We start from the raw sequence: 22,243 nt of genomic DNA, 5'->3' as shown, positions 1-22,243 counted from the left end.
CCGGAGGGCCTTCCAGCAGCTAGGAGACGGGCCGCTCGCAGGTGGCCAGGAGGCCGCCCAGCCATCTCGGCCTCCACTCGTCCACCCGGCGCACCCCAGGCTGCCCTCCGCCCGCAGGACCGTCGAGACGCCGCCTTCGCGCGGGTCGACCGACCGGGCCGTCGCGGTGCAGGATGAAGAAGAACGGGTCGGGCAGGCCGCGCAGGTCCATCATCCCGAGGACGGTCCGGCCGTTCACCCGCCGGAAGACGTCGATGATCGGCAGCCGGTCGTAGACCATCGCCGCGGTGACGACGCCGCGGTGCTCGACGGCGCGCAGCCGGGCTTTCGGTCGGGACGTCGTCAGCAGCGGCCGGACGGCGGTGAACGCGAGCCGGGCCGCCCGCGAGTGCGCCAGCCCGGGCAGGCCGCGCAGCACGCCCACCGGGATGAGCGCCGGGTCGACCGGGCGCGGTCCGGAGCGGGTGCGGAACAGCAGCGGGTGCACGGTCTCGGCGTCGAGGAACTCCTTGCCCCACCAGCCGTAGGACTCCAGCAGCCCGTCCAGCGGCGACCCGGTGGGCAGCCCGCTCCCCCGCCACCGCCCGACCATCTCCTCGACCGGCTGCGGCCGGAAGGCGTCGAACCAGGCCAGCGCGATGTCCCGGTCGACGCCGTCCCGGTGGTCGAGCAGCCACTGGTCGCCGCTGGTGAACTGCAGCGTCATGCCACCGGGCGCTCGAAGGTCACCAGGACGCCGTCGACGCCGCCGGGACCGATCCGCCCCTTCACCTCGACCGAGGTGATCGCCTTGAGCTGCCAGCCGGAGCGGGCGTGCTCGTTCAGGACCTTCTCCAGCTTGCCGCCGGACATCTTGCCGCCGATGAGGCCCTCCCGGATCTCCTCGACCTTGTACTCGTAGCGCGCGGCAGCCATGGGTCGCCCGTCCTCTCAGCCTGCTCCGGTCGGTCTCCCGCCAGCCTGCCGCGAGAGCGGACGCGCGTCGAGACGGACCGCTCCCGACTGGACCTGGCGCTGCCGTTCGCCCGGGAGACGTCCGCCCGGGGCGCCGCGGATCACCGGCCGGAGCCACCACCGTCGGCGCCGGCCAGCGCGCGCTCCAGCTCCGGGGTCAGCCGCGGGATCGGCCGGGTGTCGTCGTCTCCCGGACGTCGGGCGGCCGGGGCGACGAACGGGCTGCGCACCGCGGCGGACACCGCGTCCGGGTGGAGCGAGGCGGCCGGCACCCGGCGGCCGGGGGCGACGGGCGCCTCCACCGCGACGGGGGTGATCTCGACGGCCGCCCAGCGGGCGGCGCCGGCGCCGAACGCCGTCGCCGAGAGCGCGGCCAGCTCGCGCCACTGCCGCCCGACGAACTGCAGGCGGTGGACGTCCCCGCTGCGGGACCGGACGACCGTGCGGAAGACGACGTGCGCGGCGCGGTCGGGCACGCGGATGGCGAGCTCCACCTCGGCGCCGACGGCGGCGCCGACCCCGCGGACGCGCACCTGCGCGCCGCCGAGCGAGACGTCGACCAGCCGGGCCGGGGCCCCCTCGACGACGGCGGACAGCGCGGCCGGGAAGCGGTGCCCGTCCCGGCGCTCGGCGGAGAAGCGCGGGTCGCGGATGCGGCGGATGCCGGCGACGACGAAGCCCAGGGTGGTCGCCACCCAGAAGACCGGCACCAGCGTGGTGCCGCCCAGCCCGTGCTCGACCGGCGTCCAGCCGGCCAGGCTCGCCGCGGTGAAGAGCAGGCTCCCGACGAGCACGGCGGCGAGCGCGAGCAGCAGCGCGGGCACCCGGGCGCGGGTGCGCTCCTCCCCCGTGCGGCCCTTGGCGGTGACCGCGAACCGGCCCGTGCCGCGCAGCACCAGCGAGAGCGTGGCCGCGAGGTTGGAGGGCAGCCGGACGACCTCGAACAGCAGCGAGAAGCGCGCCGGGGCGAACCCCCGCGACAGCAGGCCGAGCGCCACCTGCTGCAGGAGGAACGGGACGCCCGCCATCACCGCGAACAGCGCGGGCGGCGCGTCCACCGGGAACACCCCGGTGACCAGCACGCTCACCGGCACGAGGGCCAGGCCCAGCGTCCGCCACGAGTCGAACCACGCCGACAGGGAGTAGAGGTAGCCGAGCCGCTGCCGAGGGGTCAGCCCCGTGGCGGTCAGCGGGTTGTCGTGCCGCAGCACCTGCATCGCGCCGCGGCCCCACCGCCGGCGCTGCGCGTAGAAGGCGTCGGGGCTGCCCGCCGCCAGCCCGCGGGCGAGCACCTCGTTGTGGTAGACGCTCCGCCACCCGGCGCGGTGCAGCTTCATGGTGGTGTGGAAGTCCTCGGTGAGCGACTCGGTGGCCACGCCCCCGATCTCGCGGAGCGCCTCGGCCCGCAGCACGGCGTTGGTCCCGCACCAGAAGGCGGCCCCCGCGTGGTGCTTGCCGGCCTGGATCACCCGGTAGAACAGCGACTCCTCGTGCAGGTCGGCCCCCTCGCGCAGGTGCTCGAAGGAGCTCGTGTTGTAGAAGTGCTGCGGCGTCTGCACCAGCGCCAGCCGGTCGTCGGCGAAGTAGGGCAGCGTGCGGGTGAGGAAGTCCGGGTCGGGCACGTGGTCGGCGTCGAACACTGCGACGAGGTCGGTGCGCACCAGCGCCAGCGCGTGGTTGAGGTTGCCTGCCTTGGCGTGGTCGTGCTCGGCGCGGGTGACGTAGCGGGCGCCCAGCGCGGTGACCATCTCCTCGACCTCGAGCCGATCGCCGTCGTCGAGCACCCAGGTCTCGTGCTCGCCCTCCATGGCCAGGCAGGCGGCGACGGTCGGCAGCAGCACGTCGAGGTGCTCGTTGTAGGTGGCGACGAGCACGGTGACCGACGGCGGCGGCCCGGGGCGGGGCGCCGGCACGGTCGCCGGCGCGACGTCCCAGGTGGTCATCACGAACAGCACGAGGGCGAGTCCGCCGTAGAGCTCCAGCGCGAGGAACGGCACGCCCAGCCAGAGGGCGGCGCCCTCGGGCAGGGTCGCCAGCAACCGCCAGGTCAGGTAACCGGCGGTGGCCAGGACGGCGGCGACGGCCACGGTGCGCACCACGAGCAGCCGCGCGGCGCTCTCCGGCGCCGGAACGGCGTCCCGGGTCCCGCTGGGGCGGCCCAGGGCCACCCGTTCCATGCTCACGCAGGAGGCATCGACACGCTGCGCGCGCCGGCACATCCCCCCGAGGGGTGAGGTCTCGCGCGCTCAGCCGGCGGTGATGCGGAACCGCTCGGCCGTCCGGTCGGCCATGTCCGCGAACTCCTCCCCCTCGTGCAGCAGCGTCCAGGCCATGACCAGCTCCACGCCCGTCGGCACGCTGTCGGCGTCGACCGCGCCCGGAGGTGCGACGAGATGGCGGACGCTTTCGACGAGCAGGCCCTCCCCCGGGCCGTCGGCCTGCCGCTCCACCCGCCGGACGCGCAGCGCCGGACCGGCCGGCAGTGCGACCAGGTCGACGGCAGGAGGGGCCAGCCCCCGCCCGGCGGTGGCGCGCTCCTGCGCGGCGAGCTCCGGCAGCCCGGTGGTGAGCCGGTACCGGTCGGTACGGAGCGTCGCCAGGACGCCGTGGGCCGGGTCGGGCACCCAGAGCGCGGCCAGGTCGGGCGGGCCCTCGCGGAGGGCGGCGCCCAGCGACCGCAGCTGGGCACCCAGCCAGGCCGCCTCCGGCCCGTGGACGTAGAGGTCGGCGCAGACCTCCTGCGCCCAGGCGGCGACGTCCCCGGTCCCGGGCAGCCACACCCACCCCTCGTCGGAGGGCGCGACGGAGTAGCCCCAGTGGTGGACGACGCCGGTCACGGGAGCCACCGGAAGGAGCCCGCGACGGCGTCGAACAGCGCGGTGAGCGGGTCGAGCAGCTCCAGCAGCGGCGTCGAGAAGCTGAGCAGCACGAAGCCGCCGCCGGGCATCGGGTGCTGGTACTGCACCACCTCCGTCTCGACCCTCCGGCCATCCGGAGCGGGTGCGGACGTCCGGCGGCGCAGGCGGGCCACCGGGCCGCAGGTCAGGTCGACCACCTCGGCCGTGGCCCCCGTCCCCGCCGCGGCGAGGAACGCGGCGTCCTCGCCACCGGGCCGGTCACCGTCCCGTGGAGGGACCACCCCGACAGCCAGGGCGCAGGCCACCGGCGGGGCGCCCTCCTGGAGCACCGGCAGGTGCACCTCGACGGTGCGGCTGTCGGTGCGCGCGGCGACTGCCTCGTGCAGCACGCGGGCCAGCTGCGGCATCAGCCGGTCGCGGTCGGGCCGGCCCCGGGTGACCGCCCGGGCGATGCGGCGGACGTCCGCGTCGCGCTGCGCGTCGTCCAGGACCCGGATCCGCACCCAGTCGCCGGGCACCGCGAAGGTGAAGTCGCGGGGAGGCGCCGCGGCCGTCACCGGTCCGCCCGGACCGGGGCGCGGGAACCGGCGGGGCCACCGCTGCCCGCGAAGGCGTTGGCGGCCGGGGCGGTGCCGGCGGCGTTCGCGAGCAGGGACGCGCCGTCGGCCCGCGCGGCGCGGGAGAGGCCGGCCTGCACCTGGGGGGCGGCCGTCGCGGCCGGGTGGACGAAGGGCGGCGGGCCGCCCGGATCGCGCAGCAGCCCCGACGGGCGGTAGGCCTCGGCCCACTCCCCGCGGGTGGGCAGCCAGCCGCGCGGGTCGCGGGCCCGGGAGGTGAGCGCGGAGGCCGCCGCTCCGGGGGACGCGGCGACGCCCGAGGCCTCCTTCGCCTCCCGGCGCGTCATCCCCGAACCCCGCAGGTGCTGCACCAGCGAGGGGCGAGCCAGACCGCGGGTGCCCGTGGCCACCGCCCGGCCGGCCAGCGCGAAGGCCCGACCGGCCCCGAAGGTCAGCACCCCCACCGCGTCCCAGAGCACGGCGTCGAGCTCCGCCCGGCCGCTCGCCAGCAGCACCGTGTTGCCCACCAGCGAGACGGCACCGGCGACGAGGGCCGCCCCGGCGAGCGCCGCGGCGAAGGGCTGCAGACCCGGGATCGTGCCGAGGAAGAACGCCGCCAGGCCGAGGGCAGCCGAGAGCAGCCCGGCCCAGCCGGTGACCACGGCGACCACGTCCAGCACGTCGTCCCAGAACCCGTCCGCGAGGTCGTCGGCACCGAGGACGTCGTCGATGGCGTCGGCGGCGCTGGTCCCCGCCGCCCGCCACTCGGCCTCGAGCGCGTCGAGTTCCTCGCCGGCCGCCCGGATGCCCCCGGTGGCCGCCGCGGCGTCGTCGTGCGCCCGGCGCTCGGCGACCGGATCGGGCTCCGCCTGGGCCGCGGCGCGCTCGCGGGCACGCCAGGCGGCGTCCCGGGCCTCCTCGGCACGCTGGGCGCGGGCCAGGACGACGTCGGCGCGGGCCTGGACGTCCTCCAGCGTGCGCGCGTAGCCGGCCAGCGCCGCCGCCGCCCCCTCGTACCGGGCGTGCGCCTGCTCGATCGCGCCGGCCACCTCGACGGTGCGCTGCCGGAACGCCCGGCCCGCGTCGGAGTTCCACGCGGTCGCGCTGCCGTGGATCTCGCGGAGGGCCGTCGCCGCCGTGGTGATCGCCGTGGCGGTGTCGGCGTACCGACGTGCGAGCCGGACGACCGCCGCGGCGTCCCCGCCGACCGGGTCCGCCGGGCGCAGCGGCGACCAGTCCCGCGGGCGGATCACCGTTCACCGGCCATGGCGGCGACCAGTTCGGTCTCGATCCGCTCGTAGACCTCCGCGGCGTCCTGCGCGGCCTGGCCGAGCCCCGCGATCAGCCCGGCCATCTCGGTCCGCCGGCGGTCCCAGTTGCTGCCGAACTCCCCCAGCCGCTCCCGCAGCCCGTCGTGCGCGATGACGTCGGCGCCGACGTCGGCGGTGTCCCGCGCGCCGTCGAACTCACCGTGCACGACCAGCAGCGCACGCCCGGCGTCCCGCAGGACCGCCGTCTCCACCTCGAGGCCGTCACTCACACCGCGGACCCTAGGCAGGAACGACCCTCCCCCGGACCCGTTGTCCACAGGTGCTCAGGCGGTGCGGGGGCCCTCCCACAGGTCGATGCCGCCGTCGACGGCGTGCTGGTCGATCGCCGCGAGCTCGTCGTCGGAGAACGCGAGGTGGTCCAGCGCCCCGACGTTCTGCTCCAGCTGCGCCACGCTGCTGGCCCCGACGAGCACCGTCGTCATCCGCGGGTCGCGCAGCGCCCACGCCAGCGCCATCTGGGCCAGCGAGTGCCCGCGCTCCCGGGCCAGCCCGTCGAGGGCGCGGACGTGGGTGAGCGTCTGCTCGGTGAGCAGGTCGGGCGAGAGCGACTTGCCCTGGCTGGCCCGCGACCCCTCCGGCACCCCGCCGAGGTACTTGTCGGTGAGCATGCCCTGCGCCAGCGGCGAGAAGGCGATGCACCCGGCACCGACGTCGGCGAGCACGCCCAGCAGGTCCTCGCGCTCGACCCAGCGGTTGAGCATCGAGTACGAGGGCTGGTGGATCAGCAGCGGCGTGCCCAGGTCGGCCAGGATCTCCGCCGCCCGGCGGGTCTGCTCGGGCGAGTACGACGAGATGCCGGCGTAGAGCGCCTTCCCGGAGCGGACGGCGGTGTCCAGCGCCCCCATCGTCTCCTCCAGCGGCGTCGTGGGGTCGGGCCGGTGGCTGTAGAAGATGTCGACGTGGTCCAGGCCCATCCGCCGCAGCGACTGGTCCAGGCTGCTGAGCAGGTACTTGCGCGAGCCCCCGCCCTGGCCGTACGGCCCGGGCCACATGTCGTAGCCGGCCTTGGTGGAGATGACCAGCTCGTCGCGGTAGGGCCGGAAGTCGTCGGCCAGGTGCCGCCCGAAGTTGCTCTCCGCGCTGCCGTAGGGCGGTCCGTAGTTGTTCGCCAGGTCGAAGTGCGTGATGCCCAGGTCGAAGGCCCGCCGCAGGATGTCGCGCTGGCGGTCGAAGGGCATGTCGTCGCCGAAGTTGTGCCACAGGCCCAGGCTCAGCACGGGGAGGTCCAGGCCGCTCCGCCCGGTGCGGCGGTAGGTCATGGAGTCGTAGCGGTCGTCGGCTGCGGAGTAGGCCATGCGCCGATCCTGCGTCACCGCCGCCGCCCGCGCCGCACCGCCGCCTACGGCCGGCTCAAGCGGGACGACCGGGTCTGACCCCCGCCGCAGGATCAGTCGCCGTCGGCGTCGCCGCCCGCTCCGCCGGCGAACGGGTGCGGTTCGCCGGCCGGGGCAGGGGGCGGTGCGCCGGGCGTCGGCTGCTCCGCGACCTGGTCGGCCGGCTCGACGCGGCTCCCGGCCTCGAGGGCGTCCAGGCCGATGGCGTAGCGGTTGTCGGTCACGGGCACACCTTCCCGCTGCGGGCGCCCGACGTCCAGACCCGCCGCCCCCGGGGCTCCGGACCGCGTGCGGAAATGGCGGGGACAGGTCTTCCCCACCCCCCACCCCCCGGCCACGACCGCGTGAACGCGATTTCCGCGCGCCCGGCGAAGGCGCCGGAACGGTCGGCGCATGCGAAGATCGACCGCGGCCGGAAAAATGGACGGAAATTCGTCGGAATGCCTCGGCACCACGTCCCCGATCCGGTCGCGGAAATGGTCGGCGCACACCGGGAGGACGACGAGCGATGTCGGAGCTGGACCGTCTCGTGAACGGCTGCCTGATGCCCGGGTTCGCCGGGCCGGCCGTCCCCCGCTGGGTGGTCGACGCGCTCGGGGAAGGCCTGGCCGGCGTCTGCCTGTACGGGCAGAACCTGCGCGCCGACGACCCCGCGGAGGCCGCCGGGCGGGTGGCGTCGCTCAGCGGCGCCGTGCACGCGGCACGGGCGGACGCCCTCGTCGCCGTCGACGAGGAGGGCGGCGACGTCACGCGCCTGGAGTACGGCTCGGGCAGCAGCTACCCGGGCAACCTCGCCCTCGGCGTGCTCGATGACGAGCAGGTGACCGCGGCGGTCGCGGCGGCCATCGGCGCCGACCTCCGCCGCGCCGGCGTGGACGTCGACCTCGCGCCCTCGGTCGACGTGAACAGCGACAGCCGCAACCCGGTGATCGGCGTCCGGTCGTTCGGCGCCGACCCGGGGCTCGTCGCCCGCCACGGGGCGGCCTGGGTGCGCGGGCTGCAGTCGACCGGGGTGGCCGCGGCCGCCAAGCACTTCCCCGGCCACGGGGCCACCACCGTCGACTCCCACCTCGACCTGCCGGTGGTCGACGTCGACGAGGCGACGTTCCGCCGGCGCGAGCTGCTCCCGTTCGTCGCGGCGATCGAGGCCGGCGTGCGGCTGGTGATGACCTCGCACGTGGTCTTCCCCGCCTTCGACGAGCAGCCGGCCACGCTGAGCCGCCGCCTGCTGGTCGACCTGCTCCGCACCGAGCTCGGCTTCCAGGGGGTGCTCGTCACCGACGCCCTCGACATGGCCGGGGTGCGGGCGGCGCACGGCATCCCCCGCGCCGCAGCGCTGTCGCTGGCCGCCGGCTCCGACCTGCTGCTGGTCGGGGCCGAGGACGGCCAGGAGCACTGCGCCGCCATCCGCGCGGCGGTCGCCGAGCACCTGCGCGACGGCACGCTGACCGAGGCCCGGCTGCACGAGGCCGCCGGCCGGGTGGCCCGCCTCCGCCGCGAGCCCACCGCCACCACCACCGACGAGGCGTCCGGCGGCGTCGGCCTGCGCGCGGCCCGGTCGGCCCGGCGGGCCCGCGACCTCTCCCCGCTGGCGGCCCCCGCGGTGGTCGTCGAGCTGCGGGCGGCGGCGAACATGGCCGTCGGCGCCGCCCGGTGGAGCCTGGCCGACCCGCTGCGCGAGCTGGGCCGGCTGGACACCCTGGTCACCGTGGCGGACGACGACCCCACGCCCGACGCCGTCGTCGCGGACGCGGCCGGCCGGCCGCTCGTGGTGGCCGCCCGCGACGCCTACCGCAGCCCGTGGCAGGAGCGCTGGCTGCGCCGGCTGACCGAGCTGCGGCCCGACGCCGTCACCGTCGCCCTGGGGATGCCCGACGACCTGCGGCTCGTCCCCGGCCCGGCGCTCGCGGTCCACGGCGCGTCGCGGGCGTGCACCCGCGCGGCCGCCGAGGCGCTGGCCGGCCGGTGACGACGCTGCTGCGCGGGGGTCGCGCCGTCGACGCCGCCGGGCGCCGGGACGACGCCTGGCTGCTGCTGGACCGCGGCACGATCGCCGCCGCGGGCACCGGGGACGCCCCGGCCGCCGAGGACGTCGTGGAGCTCGCCGGCGCCTGGGTGACGCCGGGCTTCGTCGACCTGCACGTGCACGGCGGCGGCGGGCACGCCGCCGAGGACGGCGCCGACGGGATCCGCGGCGCGCTCGAGGTACACCGGTCGCACGGCACCACGCGCTCGCTGGTCAGCCTGGTCGCCGCACCGGTGGAGCGGCTCGAGGCCTCGCTCGCGGCGATCGCCGACCTCGCCGCGCACGACGACCGGGTGCTGGGCGCCCACCTGGAGGGCCCGTTCCTCTCCCCCGAGCGCTGCGGCGCGCACGAGCCGGAGCACCTGGTCGCACCGGCCCCCGCCGTCGTCGACCGGCTGCTGGCCGCCGCCCGCGGCACGCTGCGCCTGGTGACCGTCGCCCCCGAGCTGCCGGGCGCGCTGGACGCGGTGGCCCGGCTCACCGCCGCGGGGGTCACGGTGGCCGTGGGGCACACCGCGGCAGGCATGGCGCTGACCGAGCAGGCCTTCGGGGCCGGGGCACGGGTGCTCACGCACGCCCTCAACGCGATGCCGGCGCTGGGGCACCGCGCGCCCGGGCCGGTCGGCGCCGCGCTCGCCGATCCCCGCGTCACCCTCGAGCTCGTCCTCGACGGCCACCACGTGCACCCCGTCGTCGCGGGCCTGCTGCTGGCCGGCGCCCCCGGCCGGGTCGCGCTGGTGAGCGACGCCATGGCCGCGGCGGGCGCGGACGACGGCCGCTACCGGCTGGGCCGCTCCGACGTCGTCGTCCGCGACGGGGTGGCCCGCATCGCCGGCACCGGCACCCTCGCCGGGTCCACGCTCACCCTCGACGACGCGCTGCGCCGGGCCGTCGACGTCGTCGGCCTCGACCCGGTCGCGGCGGTGACGGCGCTGACCGCCGCCCCCGCCCGGGCCCTGGGCCTCGGCGACCGCCTCGGCCTGCTCGCCCCCGGGTACGTGGCCGACGCGGTGGTGCTCGACGAGGGCTGGTCGGTCCGGCAGGTGTGGGCGCGGGGCTGCCGGGTGCGCTGAGGTCAGGCCCCGCCCGGCCGGTGGGCGTAGGTGTACCGGTAGTAGTCGGCCAGCCGCAGCCGCGCGGCGGCCGCCTCGTCCAGGTAGACCCCGGCCCGCGGGTGCAGCTGCAGCACCGAGGCGGGGCACACGCTGCTCAGCGGACCCTCCACCGCCGCCGCGACGGCGTCGGCCTTCGCCTCGCCCTGGGCGACGAGCACCAGCTCCCGCGCCTCCAGGATCGTGCCCAGCCCCTGGGTGAGGCAGTGCACCGGCACCTCCTCCGGCGAGGCGAAGAAGCGGGCGTTGTCCGCCCGGGTCCGGGGCGCGAGCGTCTTGATCCGGGTGCGCGACGACAGGGAGGACGTCGGTTCGTTGAAGCCGATGTGCCCGTTGGCGCCGATGCCGAGGATCTGCACGTCGATGCCACCGGCGGCACGGATGTCGCACTCGTAGCCGGCCGCCGCCGCCTCCAGGTCGGCCGCGCACCCGTCGGGCACGTGCACCCGCCCCGGGTCCAGGCCCAGCGGCTCGACGACGGTGCGCCGGAGGACCGACGCGTAGCTCTGCGGGTGCGCCGGCGGGAGGCCGACGTACTCGTCCAGCGCGAAGCCCCGGACGCCGGAGACGTCCAGCTCCCCGGCGGCCACCTGCCGGGCGAGCTCGGCGTAGAGGCCCAGCGGCGAGGAGCCGGTCGCCAGCCCGATGACGGCGTCCCGGCGCCGGCGCACCGCCTCGGCGATCCGCCGCGCCGCGACCCGAGCGACCTCGCCGGCCCCGGGGAGGATGACCACCTCCACGAGCTCAGGATCCCACCGGCTGGGCGCGGCCGGGCACGGCCGGGCGCACGCACAGCGCGGCCCCGACGGGACCCACCGGGACGTCGGCCGGCGCCAGCTGCACCCGGTCTGGGATGCCGAGGCTGCGCAGGAACGGGGAGCCGGCGGCCTGCCGCCGGGCCGCGGTGACGACGGCGTCCCGCAGCGGCGTCCCGACCTCGGCGACCCCGCCGCCGAGCACGACGTGCTCGACGTCGCAGGTGAGCACCAGGGTGCGGACGGCGGCGGCGACGGCGTCGGCGAACCCGTCGCGGATGCCGATCGCCCGCCGGTCCCCGCCCGCCGCGGCGGCGAACAGGTCCGCGGCGGCCGGGATGCCGTTGCGGCTGGGCCAGGCCGCCTCCAGAGCCGCCCCGGAGGCGTAGAGCTCCAGGCAGCCCTGCTGGCCACAGGGGCAGCGCGGCCCGGTGCGGTCGTAGGGCAGGTGGCCGATCTCGCCCGCCGCTCCCCACCGGCCCCGCCGCAGCTCGCCCCCGAGCAGCAGCCCGGCGGCAACGCCGGTGCCGAGGGCGAGCAGCGCCAGGTCGCCGGGCAGCCCGAGTGCGCGCGCCGCACCCACGGCCGCCGCGTTCAGGTCGTTCTCCAGCACCACGGGGGTGCCGCCCAGCCGGGCCGACAGCATCGGCGCCAGGTCGACGGCGCGCTCGTGGATGCCGAGGTTCACCGCGTAGGACAGCCGCCCGGTGGCCGGGTCCACCAGCCCGGGCACCCCCGCGCCGACCCCGGTCAGCTCCTGCGGGGTCACGCCGGCCGCGGCGCAGAGCTCGCCCACCACCTGCTCGGCGGTGTCGAGCACGCCCTGCACCCCGGGCCGCGTGGGCACCCGGAGGCGGTGCCGCACGGTGGCGCCGGCGTCCAGCAGGACGCCGAGCACCTTCGTCCCCCCGATGTCGAGCCCGACCGACCAGCTCCGCGACCCGTGGCCGTTCGTGCTCACCCCTTCACCGCCCCGGCGACCAGGCCGGCGCTCATGCGCTTCTGCACGAACAGGAAGAAGACGATGACCGGCACGGAGATCAGCGTCGCCCCGGCCATGACCAGGCCCCAGTCGGTGGCCCGGTTGGCCTCCACCAGGCCCTGCAGCCACAGCGGGAGGGTGCGCTGGTCGGGGTCGGTCATGACCACCAGCGCCAGCGTGTACTCGTTCCAGGCCTGGAGGAAGCCGTACACGCCGGAGGCGACCAGGCCCGGGGCCAGGAGCGGGAAGGTGATGCGGAAGAACGCCCCGGTGCGCGAGAGGCCGTCCATCATCGCGGCCTCCTCCAGCTCCAGCGGCACCCCGGCGACGAAGCCCCGCAGCATCCAGACGGTGAACGGCAGGATCGCCGCGACGTAGACGATCGTCAGCCCGAGGACCGCGTTGACCAGGCCCCAGTTGTCCAGCATCTGGTACTGCGAGATGAACAGGCCCTCGGCCGGGATCATCTGCACGACGAGGATGGTGAGGATGAACGACCGGCGCCCGCGGAAACGGAAACGGCTGATCGCGAGCGCCCCCAGGAATGCGAAGAGAATGGCGACGACGAGGGTCAGCCCGGTGACCGCCAGGGACACCTTGAAAGCGTCATAGAAGGCAGAGTCGGTGAGCACGTTGCGGAAGTTGGAGAACGTCCCGCCGAATGGCAGGAACGAGGGTTCGCCCGTACGCATCCGATTGGTCGGCAGGAATGCGCTGTTGACCATCCAGTAGATCGGGAAGACCCACACCAGCGCGACGAGCACGGCGAGCAGGCCGAGCAGGCGCCGCCCCGTGCCGCCGCCGCGGGCACGCCGCCGGGCAGCTGCGGGGGCACCCGGGCGCGCCGCGGTCACACCTCCTCCTTCAGCATCCGGCGGATGTAGAAGACCGTGAGCACGAAGGTGATGACCAGCATGATCGTGGCCATGGCTCCGGCCATCGAGAACTCCTTCGCCAGCGAGTAGATGTAGGTGCCCAGCAGGTGGGTCTCCCGGGTCGGGGCCCCGGCCCGCTGGAGCACGTAGATCTGGGTGAAGACCCGCAGGTCCCAGATGACCTGGAGCAGCGCGACGACGAGCAGCACCGGCTTGACCATGGGCAGGGACAGGTGGCGCAGCCGCTGCCAGGCGTTGGCGCCGTCGAGCTGCGCGGCCTCCATGCACTCCTCGGGCACCTGCAGCAGGCCGGCGTAGACGGTGAACACCACGAAGGGCACCGACATCCAGACGACGATGACCGTCGCCACGAGGTAGAACGACGCCGGCTCGATGATCCAGGAGTGCTGGCGCATCCCGGTCAGGCCCAGCGGCTCGGCCAGCAGCCAGTTGACCACCCCGTACTGCGAGTCGAACAGCCACTGCCAGACCGTCATGGTGGCCAGCACCGGCGTCCCCCAGGCCAGCAGCAGCCCGACCTGCAGGGTGATCCGCGCGCCGCGGCCCACCCGCGTCATGAGGACGGCGACGGCGATCCCCACGGCCATCGTCAGCGCGGCGTTGACCAGGCAGAAGAGGACCGACCGGCCGATGACGCCCCAGACGTAGGGGTCCGACAGCAGCGTCGTGTAGTTGCGCAGCCCCACCCACTCGGCCGGGCGGCCGAACTGCTGGGCCAGCCCGTACTCCTGGAACGACAGCACGAACTGACGCACCAGCGGGTACCCGAGCCCGACGGCGACGGGCACCAGCGCGGGCAGCAGGAGCAGGTAGGGCCCCAGCCGCGACCGCAGCGACCGGCGGCGGGGAGCGGGCCGGCGCTCGCCCGGCGGGTCCGGGTGGACGGGCGGGGCGGCGGCGCGCGGCGGAGCCGGCGGGAGCACCGGCGCCGAGGACGTGCGGGGAGCGGACACGGTTCCTCCGGGACGTGGGGGGCGGGGGTGCGGCGCGGTCGGCCAGGGCACCCCCGCCCCGGATCACAGGATCAGGCCAGCGTGTCCGTGATCAGCTGGTCGGCCCGGGCCGAGGCCTCCGCCAGGTCGGCACCCGAGGCCACCTCCTGGAAGAAGTCCTCCAGGATGCGGGCGGCCTCCACGTCGGCCCACTTCTCCGCCGGCGGGGTGAGCTGGGCGTCGAGGGCCGCCGCGAGCGCGGCCTGGGCGTAGACGTCGTCGCCCAGCGCGTCGGCGTACTCGCTGTTGCCGGGGATCAGCCCGTTCTCGGCGAGCATCGTCTGGTACTCCTCGCTGAAGATGATCCGCAGCAGGTCGCGGGCCGCCTCCTGGTTGCCCGACATCGCCGGGATGGCGATGTTCGAGCCACCGGCGAAGACCGTGGCCGGCTCCCCCGCCGTCGGGCCGGGCAACGGGAAGATCCCGGTCCGCTCCTCGTTGCAGGCCTGCTGCTCGGCCAGCGCCGCCTGCGCGGCCTCCGACTCGTCGTCGGGGTCGACGCCCTGGTTGCACTCGGGCAGGTCGATGCTCCAGCGGGCCCAGGTCGGGGCGGAGAACATCGCCGCCTCACCGTTGTTGAACGGCACCCACGGCTCGGCCGAGTCGGCGTCGCGCGGGGCGGAGGTCGCGTTCGCGAACAGCTCCTGGACCTGCTGCAGACCCTCCTGCGACTCCGGGCTGGACAGCGCGCCCACCCACGCGTCGCCGTCCTGCTCCGCGAGGCTCCCGCCGTTGCTGTAGAGCCAGGCGATGCCGTTGTACCAGTCCTGGCCGGGGAGCCAGAACCCGGAGAAGTTCGCCGCCCCGCCGGGGTTGGCCTGCTGCAGCGCGACCGCAGCGTCGCCGAACTCCGCCAGGGTGGTCGGCACCTCGACGCCGGCCTGCTGGAAGAGGTCCTTGCGGTAGAACACCGCGCGGGCGCCGGAGTAGTAGGGCACCGCGTAGACGTCGCCGTCCACGGTGCCGGCCTCGACGAACCCCTCGAGGAGGTCGTCACCGCCCAGCTCGTCGACCAGGTCGCTGATGTCGGAGAAGGCACCGGCGTGGGTGAACGTGGGGCTCTGGGTGTTGCCGATCTCGACGACGTCGGGCGTCTGCGACTCCGAGGACAGCGCCGTCTGCAGGCGCGGCACCAGGCCGCTCCAGTCCTGCTCCTCGATGACCAGGCTCATGCCCTCGTGCTCGGCCTCGAAGGTCTCGACCAGGTAGTCGCGCAGCTCCTGGGGCGTGTCGGAGCCGGCCAGCCACAGCCGGATCTCCTCCGAGCCCCCCGCCTCGGCCTCGTTCCCACCGCCGCAGGCGGTCAGCGCCAGCAGCAGCCCGACGCTCGCAGCTGCGAGCCCGCTCGTGCGTACCCTCGTCATGTTGGGGTTCCTTCCTGGTGCGCAGGCGGTGCCGGACAGCGCCGCCACAGGGATGTGGTTCTCCGACGTGCAACTGGCCGGCTCGGGGTCGTCACGTGACCCCGAGCTGGCCGGACAGCACGAGGACCGCGGCCCCGGACAGGGCCCCGTCCTCGCCGAGCGAGGTCATCCGCAGCTGCATGTGGCTGCTGACGACGGGCATGGTGCGTTCCTGCAGGGTGGCCAGCGCCGCCTCGCGGAGCGGGCCGTCCAGGAGCTCCCCGGGGCCGGTGAGCACGACCTCGGACAGGTTGAGCGTGCTGACCACCGGCGCGAGCACGATGCCGAGCCGCCGGCCCACCGCCGCCAGCGCGACCGCGGCGGCGGACGGGTCCAGCCCGTCGGTCCGCCGGCGCAGGGCGGGCACCGACAGCACCGTCTCCAGGCAGCCCCGGCGCCCGCAGGCGCAGGGCAGCGGACGACCCAGCGGCGCGCCGTCGATGTCGTCGCGCTCGTCGACGGCGGTGACGTGGCCGATCTCGCCGGCCGCGTGCTCGTGCCCCTGCACCAGGCCGCCGTCGAGCACGATCCCGGCGCCCACACCACCGCCGACGGTGAGCACCAGCAGCCCGCCGCCCGACGCGCCGCCGTAGGTGAACTCGCCCAGGGCCGCGGTGTTGGCGTCGTTGGCCACGTGCACGGGCAGGCCGAGCTCGGCGCCGAGCCGGTCGGCGAGCGGCAGGTCGAACCACTGCCGGTTGGGCGCCTGGAGCACCCGGCCGGCGGGGTCGATCACGCCGGGCGACCCGACGCCGACGCCCAGCACCGGCCGGGTCGCCGCCGCCACGAGGTCGCGGCACAGCGCGGTGAGCGCGTCGACGGCCGCCGTGCCGGTCCGCCCGTCGACCCGCGTCGTGCGGCGCTGCAGCACGGTGCCGGAGAGGTCCAGCACCGCCCCGTGCATCCGCTCGTCGTCGGCCAGGTCCACCGCGACGATCTGGTGGGCGTCGGTGCGGACCCCCAGCAGGGTGCCGGGCTTCCCGGGGCGGCCTTCCGCGCGGGCGCCGAGCTCGGCCACCAGGCCCTCGGCCATGAGCGAGGCGACCAGGTCGGAGATGGTGACCCGGGTCAGGCCGGTGGCGCGGGCGAGGTCCGCCCGCGAACCGGGGCCCGCGTGGAACAGGTGCTGCAGGACCATCGAGCGGTTGTGCGCGCGGGCGTGCTCGGGCAGCACCTTCGCCGTCGGTCGGAGCAGGCGCCCCGGCCGGGCTGTGTCGCGGGTCACGGTCACGTTTGTTAGGCAACCGTCCTTACATTCCCCTGTCAAGGGGCTGCGCCGCCGTGACCGGACCGTGACCTGCGGGCCAACGGCGGCGCGAGCTCCATCGCCCGGGGCCGACGGGAGGCGTCGGCCGCCGCGTGACCTTCCGGGCGGCTGCTCGTTGGCTCATCAACCGTCGCACCCCCCGCTCGAACCGGAGAGGCGCCATGAATCCTCGCAACCTCCCCAGACGTGCCGGCCTGCTGGCCCTGGGCACCGCCGCGCTGGTCGGCTTCACCACGGTGGCCGGCCCGCCCGCGCCGGCCACGGCAGGCTCGGACGAGTTCCGCCCGCAGCTGGTCACCGTGGACACCCCTACCCGCGAGGACAAGCGCCTCCTGCAGACCCTCGGCCTCGACCTGACCGAGCACGCCGGCCACGACTACGTCGAGGTGGTGCTGCACAGCCCGGCCGACGTGACGTCCCTGCTCGCGGCCGGCCTCACCTACGACGTCCGCATCCCCGACCTCCTGCTCCGCGAGGCGGAGAACAACCGGGTCAACGCGGCGTACGCGGCGGCCACCACGACGTCGCCGCTGCCGTCCGGCCGGGACGCCTACCGCACCCTCGCCGACTACGACGCCGACATGGCCGCGCTGGAACGCGACCACCCGGGCCTGGTGTCGACCTTCACCCTGCCGCACCGCTCGCTGGACGGCCGGGAGATCCGCGGGGTCGAGATCGGTCGCGAGGTGCACGGGCCCGACCGCGGGCTGCCGACGTTCCTCATGCTCGGCGTCCACCACGCGCGGGAGTGGCCATCCGGCGAGCACGCGATGGAGTTCGCCGTCGACTTGGTGAAGAACTACGGGAAGGACCCACGGATCACCGACCTGGTGGACCGCTCCCGCGTCATCGTCGTCCCGGTCGTGAACGTCGACGGCTTCGAGCTGTCCCGGACCGACGGCGGCCTGGTCGATCTCCGCTCGCTCGACGACGGCGGCACCGCCAGCCTCCTGGGAACCCCCGGCAATGCCTACAAACGGAAGAACTGCCGACTGGTCGACGGGCAGGACACCCCCGACGGCACCTGCCGGGCCGGCAGCGCCACGAGCCCGGGCGGCTTCGGCACGGGCGTCGACCTGAACCGCAACTACGGCGGCTACTGGGGCGGCCCGGGCGCATCCGACCTGTTCGCCGACCCGACCTACCGGGGCGCGTCGGCGTTCTCCGAGCCCGAGACCCAGAACATCCGCGAGCTGGTCAGCAGCCGGCACGTGACCACGCTGATCACCAACCACACCTTCTCCAACCTGGTGCTGCGCCCGAACGGCGCCGCGCCCGATCTGGTGCCACCCAGCGAGGGCGTGCCGCTGGGCGACCCGTTCGACGAGGCGGCGCTCAAGGCGCTCGGCGACGCGATGGCCGCGCAGAACGGCTACACCAGCCAGCACGCGTGGGAGCTCTACGACACCACCGGCTCCACCGAGGACTGGTCCTACAACGCCACCGGCGGGTTCGGCTACACCTTCGAGATCGGGCCGGACGAGTTCCACCCGCCGTTCCCCCAGGTCATCGACGAGTACCTGGGTGCGGGCGAGTACGCCGGCAAGGGCAACCGGGAGGCCTACCTGCTCGCGCTGGAGAATGCGGTGGACCCGGCGACGCACTCGGTGCTCACCGGCAAGGCGCCGGCCGGTGCCACCCTGCGGCTGCGCAAGACCTTCGCCACCCCGACGTGGGAGGGGGCCATCCAGGACACCCTCGACACGGCCATGACGGTCGGACCCGACGGCCGGTTCACCTGGCACGTCAACCCGTCCACCCGCCCGGTGGTCAAGGACCGGCAGGTCGAGACCGTCTCATCCGACCCGGTCGCGCAGCAGACGTACACCGGGACGACGCTGCCGCTGCAGTCGACCGACTCCGAGTTCACCGTCGACCGGGACGCCGATCTGCTCGAGATCGTGCTGGACTGGCCCACCCCGGACGACATGGACCTCGAGGTGTACCGGAAGAACGCCGACGGCTCGCTGGAGCAGGTGGGCAGCTCCGGCAACTTCGTCGGGGAGAAGGAACGGGTGCTGCTGCAGGACCCGGCCCAGGGCACCTACGTGCTCCGCGCCATCAACTTCGCCTCGGTGACGCCGACCTGGACGCTGACCGCGTCGCTGTTCGATGCGGAGTCCTCGACCGTGCCCGGGCTGGTGGAGAACTGGACGCTCACCTGCGAGGTCGGCGGCCAGATCAGGGAGACGGTACCGGTGGTCGTCGACCGCGGGCAGCGGCTGCGCGTGGACCTCAAGGCCTGCGGCCGGCGCTGATGCACGGGCGGGACGCCGGGCCCACCGTCCGGCGTCCCGCCCTTCGCGGGTCGGCATCCGCCCCGGCGTGAACGCCGGCTACACCGAGCACGCCAAGCTGGTCGGCGTCCCGGAGACGGCGGCGTTCTTCGCCTCGGGCGCCGGCGGGACCGCCGAGCAGGCCTGGTGGCAGCAGCTGTTCGACCCGGGGCTGGCCGAGCGCCTGCCCCACCTGGCGATGGTGAACTGGTTCGAGTGGGCCGAGGACGAGCCGGAGGTCGGCGGCCGGGTGGACCGGCGGGCGACTGGTTCCGCGCCGGTGCGAGGCGCCTTCCGCGCCGACCTGCCGGAGTGGGGCCTCGACGCCGGGACTGTTCCCCGCTGCGGCGGCTGAGCCGGCGACCGGCAGCACCGCCCGCCGGGCGCGCAGCATCCCGCAGACGACGAGCGCGCAGCACAGCCCGATCCCGGCCGAGAGCCAGACCATCGGCTGGTCCACGCACCAGCCGTAGCCGGTCCACGCGGCGCAGGACCCGGAGCCGAGCCACCACCGCGCCGGCGAGAGCCCCGAGAGATCCTGGGTGCGGTCGCGCAGCAGGCTGACCGGCTGCGGGAGCGCGGCCGCCGCACCGACCACGGAGGCGACCCCGCCGAGCAGCGCCGCGGCCGCCGCCGGGTCGGTGCCGAGCAGCCCGGTGGCGGCAGGACCCCCGGTGGCCAGCGCGGCGAGGACGACGGCGCCGGACGCCGTCCGCAGCAGCACGCGCGGAGCCCGCAGCCGGGGCTGGGTGAGCAGCAGGGCTACCAGGACGGCGGCGTTGCCGGCACCGACGACGGCGTTGGTGACGATCTGCACGGGGTCGCCGGAGAGCAGGCCGAAGGCGAGCCAGCAGAGGTTGAGCGCGACGGCGAGCCAGGCGCTGGTGGGTGAGAGACCGAGGGTGCGGCGGTGCCGGCAGGAGAGCCAGACCTGGGGCCAGACGACGGCGATGCTGAGGGTGGCCGCGAGGATGCCGAGAGCGGCGGACATGGTGGGGCGGGGATCCGTTCGGAGTCGGTGCGAGAGGTGGCCACCGGGAACGGGGGGCGCTCGTCGGGAAGCGGCGCCGGCGGGGGCCGGGCGGTGACCGGGGACGTCATCGGCGCTCCACATCCGTGACCGGAACGTGATCTGCCGATCGCTTTCTGTGACGTCCACCGCACGCGGCGGAGCGGCTCCCTAGGCTGGGCGCCCGTGACGACCCGCACCGAGACGATCCGCGCCGCCGCCGGCTACCTGCGGTCGTGGCTGGACGCCCAGGTGGCGCACCGCCGGGTGCCGGGTGCGCAGGTGGCCGTCCGCCACGGTGGCGAGCTGGTGCTGTCGGCCGCGCTCGGGGTCGCCGACGTCTCGACCGGCGCCCCGCTGACCCCTGCCCACCTGTTTCGCGTGGCCTCGCACTCCAAGACGTTCACCGCGGCCCTCGTGCTGCAGCTGGTCGAGGCGGGGCGCATGCGGCTGGACGACCCGATCGGCGTCCACGTGCCCGAGCTGGAGGCGGCCGGCTCACCGGTGGCGCGGGTGACCGTCCGGGAGCTGCTCGGCCACCAGGCCGGCGTTACCCGGGACGGCGCCGACGCCGACTTCTGGCAGCTGGAGCAGCCCTTCCCGGACCGGGCCGGGGTGATCGCGGCGGCGCTGCGGGCCGGCCCCGTGCTGCGGCGCAACGAGCACTTCAAGTACTCCAACACCGGCTACGCGCTGGTCGGCCTGGCCGTCGAAGCCGCCACCGGGACGAGCTACGCCGAGGCGGTGCGCACCGGGATCCTCGAGCCGCTGGGCCTCACCCGGACCGGGGCCGACCACGACCCCGCGCGGGCCGGCGAGTACGTCACCGGGCACACCGGGCTGCTCCTGGGCGAGGACGTGCGCGAGCCCCTCGGGTCGGTCGGCACCGGCGCCCTCGCCCCGGCGACCGGCTTCTTCTCCACCGCCGAGGAGCTCGCCGTCTACGGCTCGGCCCACGTGCTCGGCGACGACCGGCTGCTCGGCGACGACGCGAAGCGGCTCATGCAGCGCGTGGAGTCGGTGGTCACCGCCTACGGCACGGAGGTCGGCCGGTACGGGGTGGGCCTGGCGCTGACCACCGTGGGCGAGCGGCACCTGGTCGGGCACAGCGGCGGGTGGCCGGGGCAGATCACGGTCACCGTCGTGGACCCCGCCGACGGGCTGGTCGTCAGCGTGCTCACCAACGCGATCGACGGCCCGGCCGAGGAGCTGGCGACCGGGCTGGTGAAGCTGGTCGACGTCGCGCTGCACCCGCGCACCGAGGTGCCCGCCGCCCCGCCCGGCAGCCCGCCGCCGTCCGCGTTCACCGGCCGGTTCGCCGGCCTCTGGGGCGTGGTGGACGTCGCCGAGCTGGCCGGGCGGCTGGTGCTCGTCCGGCCGACTTGGCCCGATCCCCTGCCGGGGGTCGAGGAGCTGCAGGTGGTCGACGCCGACACGCTCCGGGTCGCCGCGCAGCCGGGCTTCGGGCCGGCCGGTGAGCCGGTGCCGGTCGAGCGGGACGCCGGCGGGCACGTCGTGTCGCTGCGGCTGGGCGGGGTGACCTACCGGCCGGTCGAGGAGTTCCGCCGCCGGCGCTCCTCGACGACCGGCCGTCCGGCCCCCTCGTCGCAGCTCTGGGATTAGCTAGGAACCGGCGGCGGGCACCCGGTCGGCGAGCGGCAGCGGGTCTTTGACCTCGGGCGCCTCGTAGGCCCGCAGGACCGTCCGGTCACCCGGCCGGCCGTAGAGCTGCCCCTCCCGGGCCTTCACCCCCGCGACCAGGACGATGCTCACCACGACGAGCAGCGACCACGACCCCAGCTTGGCGGCGTGGACCAGCGTCCACACCGACTCCTGCGACGGGTACTCCCAGGCGCGGAGCAGGGTGGCGGCGTTCTCGGCGAGCCAGAGGAAGAAGCCGATGAGGACGAAGGAGAGCGCGAGCGGCATCGCGTAGCGGCGCCGGCCGACCGTGAAGTGCACCCCGGTCCGCCAGGTGACGGCCAGCAGCAACAGGGCCAGCGGCAGCCGGACGTCCCAGGTGACGTGGTGGGTGAAGAAGTTGAGGTAGATCAGGGCGGCGACGGCGGCGGTGCTGCGCGCCCGGTAGGTGGTGATCCGGAGGTCGAACCGGCGCCAGGCCTGGCAGACGTAGCTGCCGACCGCGGCGTACATGAAGCCGCTGTAGAGGGGCACCCCGCCGACCGTGGCGAGCCCGGTGTCGGGGTAGGACCAGGAGCCCTGGGCGACCTTGAACAGCTCGAGCACCAGGCCGACGAGGTGGAAGCCGAAGATCACGGCGACCTCGCGGCCGGTCTCCCAGCGGACCAGCCACAGCACCAACGTCACGCCGAGCGACCACACCAGCAGCGCGTCGGCGGGGTTGACCGGCAGCGGGACGACCCGGACGAGGGCCAGGCCGAGGAAGAACAGGACGGCGAACAGGCAGCACTGCGCCTCGATCCAGGCGAACCGCAGCAGCTGCCTCACCGGGTGGAGGCTAGGTCGTGGC

At 75.4% G+C, this 22,243-nt stretch carries 21 protein-coding genes; 4 read left to right on the top strand and 17 right to left on the bottom strand.

The window, feature by feature from the left end:
• Positions 1–19: 19 nt before the first annotated feature.
• The 9 genes from BMW62_RS08195 to BMW62_RS22550 all read right to left on the bottom strand — a co-directional run bounded on the left by BMW62_RS08195 (position 20) and on the right by BMW62_RS22550 (position 7,258).
• Positions 20–706 carry a DUF4334 domain-containing protein gene (locus BMW62_RS08195; RefSeq protein ID WP_091930364.1) on the bottom strand — a complete coding sequence of 229 codons (687 nt, stop codon included), beginning with the start codon at positions 704–706 and terminating at the stop codon, positions 20–22.
• Positions 703–915 carry a DUF4177 domain-containing protein gene (locus BMW62_RS08190; RefSeq protein WP_091930363.1) on the bottom strand — a complete coding sequence of 71 codons (213 nt, stop codon included), beginning with the start codon at positions 913–915 and terminating at the stop codon, positions 703–705. Before BMW62_RS08190 ends, BMW62_RS08195 begins: the two co-directional genes overlap by 4 nt.
• 140 nt (positions 916–1,055) lie before the next feature.
• A complete protein-coding gene (locus BMW62_RS08185; protein ID WP_244523919.1) occupies positions 1,056–3,131 on the bottom strand; it encodes a glycosyltransferase in 2,076 nt (691 codons plus the stop codon).
• A 69-nt stretch (positions 3,132–3,200) separates the two neighbouring features.
• Positions 3,201–3,791 carry a hypothetical protein gene (locus BMW62_RS08180; RefSeq protein ID WP_091930361.1) on the bottom strand — a complete coding sequence of 197 codons (591 nt, stop codon included), beginning with the start codon at positions 3,789–3,791 and terminating at the stop codon, positions 3,201–3,203.
• The gene (locus BMW62_RS08175; RefSeq protein ID WP_091930360.1) at positions 3,788–4,369 is read right to left on the bottom strand and encodes a hypothetical protein; all 582 of its coding nucleotides are present in this window, start codon (positions 4,367–4,369) and stop codon (positions 3,788–3,790) included. The genes BMW62_RS08180 and BMW62_RS08175 overlap by 4 nt, the downstream gene beginning before the upstream one ends.
• On the bottom strand, positions 4,366–5,622 hold the full coding sequence (locus tag BMW62_RS08170) for a hypothetical protein (RefSeq protein ID WP_091930359.1): 1,257 nt from the start codon (positions 5,620–5,622) through the stop codon (positions 4,366–4,368). Before BMW62_RS08170 ends, BMW62_RS08175 begins: the two co-directional genes overlap by 4 nt.
• Positions 5,619–5,909: a hypothetical protein gene (locus BMW62_RS08165; RefSeq protein ID WP_091930358.1), complete on the bottom strand. Its 291-nt coding sequence runs from the start codon at positions 5,907–5,909 to the stop codon at positions 5,619–5,621. The genes BMW62_RS08170 and BMW62_RS08165 overlap by 4 nt, the downstream gene beginning before the upstream one ends.
• A 54-nt stretch (positions 5,910–5,963) precedes the next feature.
• Complete coding sequence (gene mgrA, locus BMW62_RS08160) at positions 5,964–6,995, bottom strand: L-glyceraldehyde 3-phosphate reductase (RefSeq protein WP_091930357.1); 1,032 nt, start codon at positions 6,993–6,995, stop codon at positions 5,964–5,966.
• A 92-nt stretch (positions 6,996–7,087) separates the two neighbouring features.
• Positions 7,088–7,258 (bottom strand): hypothetical protein, encoded by a 171-nt coding sequence (locus BMW62_RS22550; RefSeq protein ID WP_170852278.1) that lies wholly within the window; start codon positions 7,256–7,258, stop codon positions 7,088–7,090.
• Between the two features lie 284 nt (positions 7,259–7,542).
• Here BMW62_RS22550 and BMW62_RS08155 point away from each other — a divergent pair, with 284 nt between their 5' ends.
• Complete coding sequence (locus tag BMW62_RS08155; RefSeq protein ID WP_091930356.1) at positions 7,543–9,003, top strand: glycoside hydrolase family 3 protein; 1,461 nt, start codon at positions 7,543–7,545, stop codon at positions 9,001–9,003.
• On the top strand, positions 9,000–10,133 hold the full coding sequence (gene nagA, locus BMW62_RS08150) for an N-acetylglucosamine-6-phosphate deacetylase (protein WP_091930461.1): 1,134 nt from the start codon (positions 9,000–9,002) through the stop codon (positions 10,131–10,133). The genes BMW62_RS08155 and nagA overlap by 4 nt, the downstream gene beginning before the upstream one ends.
• 2 nt (positions 10,134–10,135) lie before the next feature.
• On the opposite strand, the gene nagB is transcribed toward nagA, so the two are convergent.
• The 6 genes from nagB to BMW62_RS08120 form a co-directional block, all read right to left on the bottom strand.
• Positions 10,136–10,912, bottom strand: a complete 777-nt coding sequence (gene nagB / locus BMW62_RS08145) for a glucosamine-6-phosphate deaminase (protein ID WP_091930355.1) — start codon at positions 10,910–10,912, stop codon at positions 10,136–10,138.
• Between the two features lie 4 nt (positions 10,913–10,916).
• A complete protein-coding gene (locus tag BMW62_RS08140; RefSeq protein WP_091930354.1) occupies positions 10,917–11,888 on the bottom strand; it encodes an ROK family protein in 972 nt (323 codons plus the stop codon).
• Positions 11,885–12,763, bottom strand: coding sequence for a carbohydrate ABC transporter permease (locus BMW62_RS08135; RefSeq protein ID WP_091930353.1), 879 nt, complete (start codon positions 12,761–12,763; stop codon positions 11,885–11,887). Before BMW62_RS08135 ends, BMW62_RS08140 begins: the two co-directional genes overlap by 4 nt.
• Positions 12,760–13,758: a carbohydrate ABC transporter permease gene (locus BMW62_RS08130; protein ID WP_211435041.1), complete on the bottom strand. Its 999-nt coding sequence runs from the start codon at positions 13,756–13,758 to the stop codon at positions 12,760–12,762. Before BMW62_RS08130 ends, BMW62_RS08135 begins: the two co-directional genes overlap by 4 nt.
• A gap of 71 nt (positions 13,759–13,829) precedes the next feature.
• Positions 13,830–15,161 (bottom strand): extracellular solute-binding protein, encoded by a 1,332-nt coding sequence (locus tag BMW62_RS08125; RefSeq protein ID WP_091930352.1) that lies wholly within the window; start codon positions 15,159–15,161, stop codon positions 13,830–13,832.
• A gap of 91 nt (positions 15,162–15,252) precedes the next feature.
• A complete protein-coding gene (locus BMW62_RS08120) occupies positions 15,253–16,425 on the bottom strand; it encodes an ROK family transcriptional regulator (RefSeq protein WP_211435040.1) in 1,173 nt (390 codons plus the stop codon).
• Positions 16,426–16,628: 203 nt separating this feature from the next.
• On the opposite strand from BMW62_RS08120, the gene BMW62_RS08115 reads away from it, so the two are divergent.
• Positions 16,629–18,725, top strand: a complete 2,097-nt coding sequence (locus BMW62_RS08115) for a M14 family zinc carboxypeptidase (protein WP_091930351.1) — start codon at positions 16,629–16,631, stop codon at positions 18,723–18,725.
• On the opposite strand, the gene BMW62_RS08110 is transcribed toward BMW62_RS08115, so the two are convergent.
• The gene (locus tag BMW62_RS08110) at positions 18,703–19,734 is read right to left on the bottom strand and encodes a SemiSWEET transporter (RefSeq protein WP_170852277.1); all 1,032 of its coding nucleotides are present in this window, start codon (positions 19,732–19,734) and stop codon (positions 18,703–18,705) included. The genes BMW62_RS08115 and BMW62_RS08110 overlap by 23 nt on opposite strands.
• Before the next feature lie 204 nt (positions 19,735–19,938).
• On the opposite strand from BMW62_RS08110, the gene BMW62_RS08105 reads away from it, so the two are divergent.
• Positions 19,939–21,375 (top strand): serine hydrolase domain-containing protein, encoded by a 1,437-nt coding sequence (locus BMW62_RS08105; RefSeq protein ID WP_091930349.1) that lies wholly within the window; start codon positions 19,939–19,941, stop codon positions 21,373–21,375.
• On the opposite strand, the gene BMW62_RS08100 is transcribed toward BMW62_RS08105, so the two are convergent.
• Positions 21,376–22,221 carry a DUF817 domain-containing protein gene (locus tag BMW62_RS08100; protein ID WP_091930348.1) on the bottom strand — a complete coding sequence of 282 codons (846 nt, stop codon included), beginning with the start codon at positions 22,219–22,221 and terminating at the stop codon, positions 21,376–21,378. It lies immediately after the preceding gene.
• Between the last annotated feature and the right edge of the window lie 22 nt (positions 22,222–22,243).

Origin of the sequence: Blastococcus sp. DSM 46786, from assembly GCF_900109665.1 — a bacterium.
Taxonomy (GTDB): Bacteria; Actinomycetota; Actinomycetes; order Mycobacteriales; family Geodermatophilaceae; genus Blastococcus; species Blastococcus carthaginiensis.
Note: the sequence above shows the minus strand (reverse complement) of the source record. Positions and strands in the feature narration are given on the sequence as shown.

What these genes read in the sequence shown, in the direction of transcription:
- BMW62_RS08195 (WP_091930364.1), bottom strand. Translation starts at nt 706, where the DNA reads ATGACGCTGCAGTTCACCAGCGGCGACCAGTGGCTGCTCGACCACCGG.
- BMW62_RS08190 (WP_091930363.1), bottom strand. Translation starts at nt 915, where the DNA reads ATGGCTGCCGCGCGCTACGAGTACAAGGTCGAGGAGATCCGGGAGGGC.
- BMW62_RS08185 (WP_244523919.1), bottom strand. Translation starts at nt 3,131, where the DNA reads ATGGAACGGGTGGCCCTGGGCCGCCCCAGCGGGACCCGGGACGCCGTT.
- mgrA (WP_091930357.1), bottom strand. Translation starts at nt 6,995, where the DNA reads ATGGCCTACTCCGCAGCCGACGACCGCTACGACTCCATGACCTACCGC.
- BMW62_RS08155 (WP_091930356.1), top strand. Translation starts at nt 7,543, where the DNA reads ATGTCGGAGCTGGACCGTCTCGTGAACGGCTGCCTGATGCCCGGGTTC.
- BMW62_RS08125 (WP_091930352.1), bottom strand. Translation starts at nt 15,161, where the DNA reads ATGACGAGGGTACGCACGAGCGGGCTCGCAGCTGCGAGCGTCGGGCTG.
- BMW62_RS08115 (WP_091930351.1), top strand. Translation starts at nt 16,629, where the DNA reads ATGAATCCTCGCAACCTCCCCAGACGTGCCGGCCTGCTGGCCCTGGGC.
- BMW62_RS08110 (WP_170852277.1), bottom strand. Translation starts at nt 19,734, where the DNA reads ATGTCCGCCGCTCTCGGCATCCTCGCGGCCACCCTCAGCATCGCCGTC.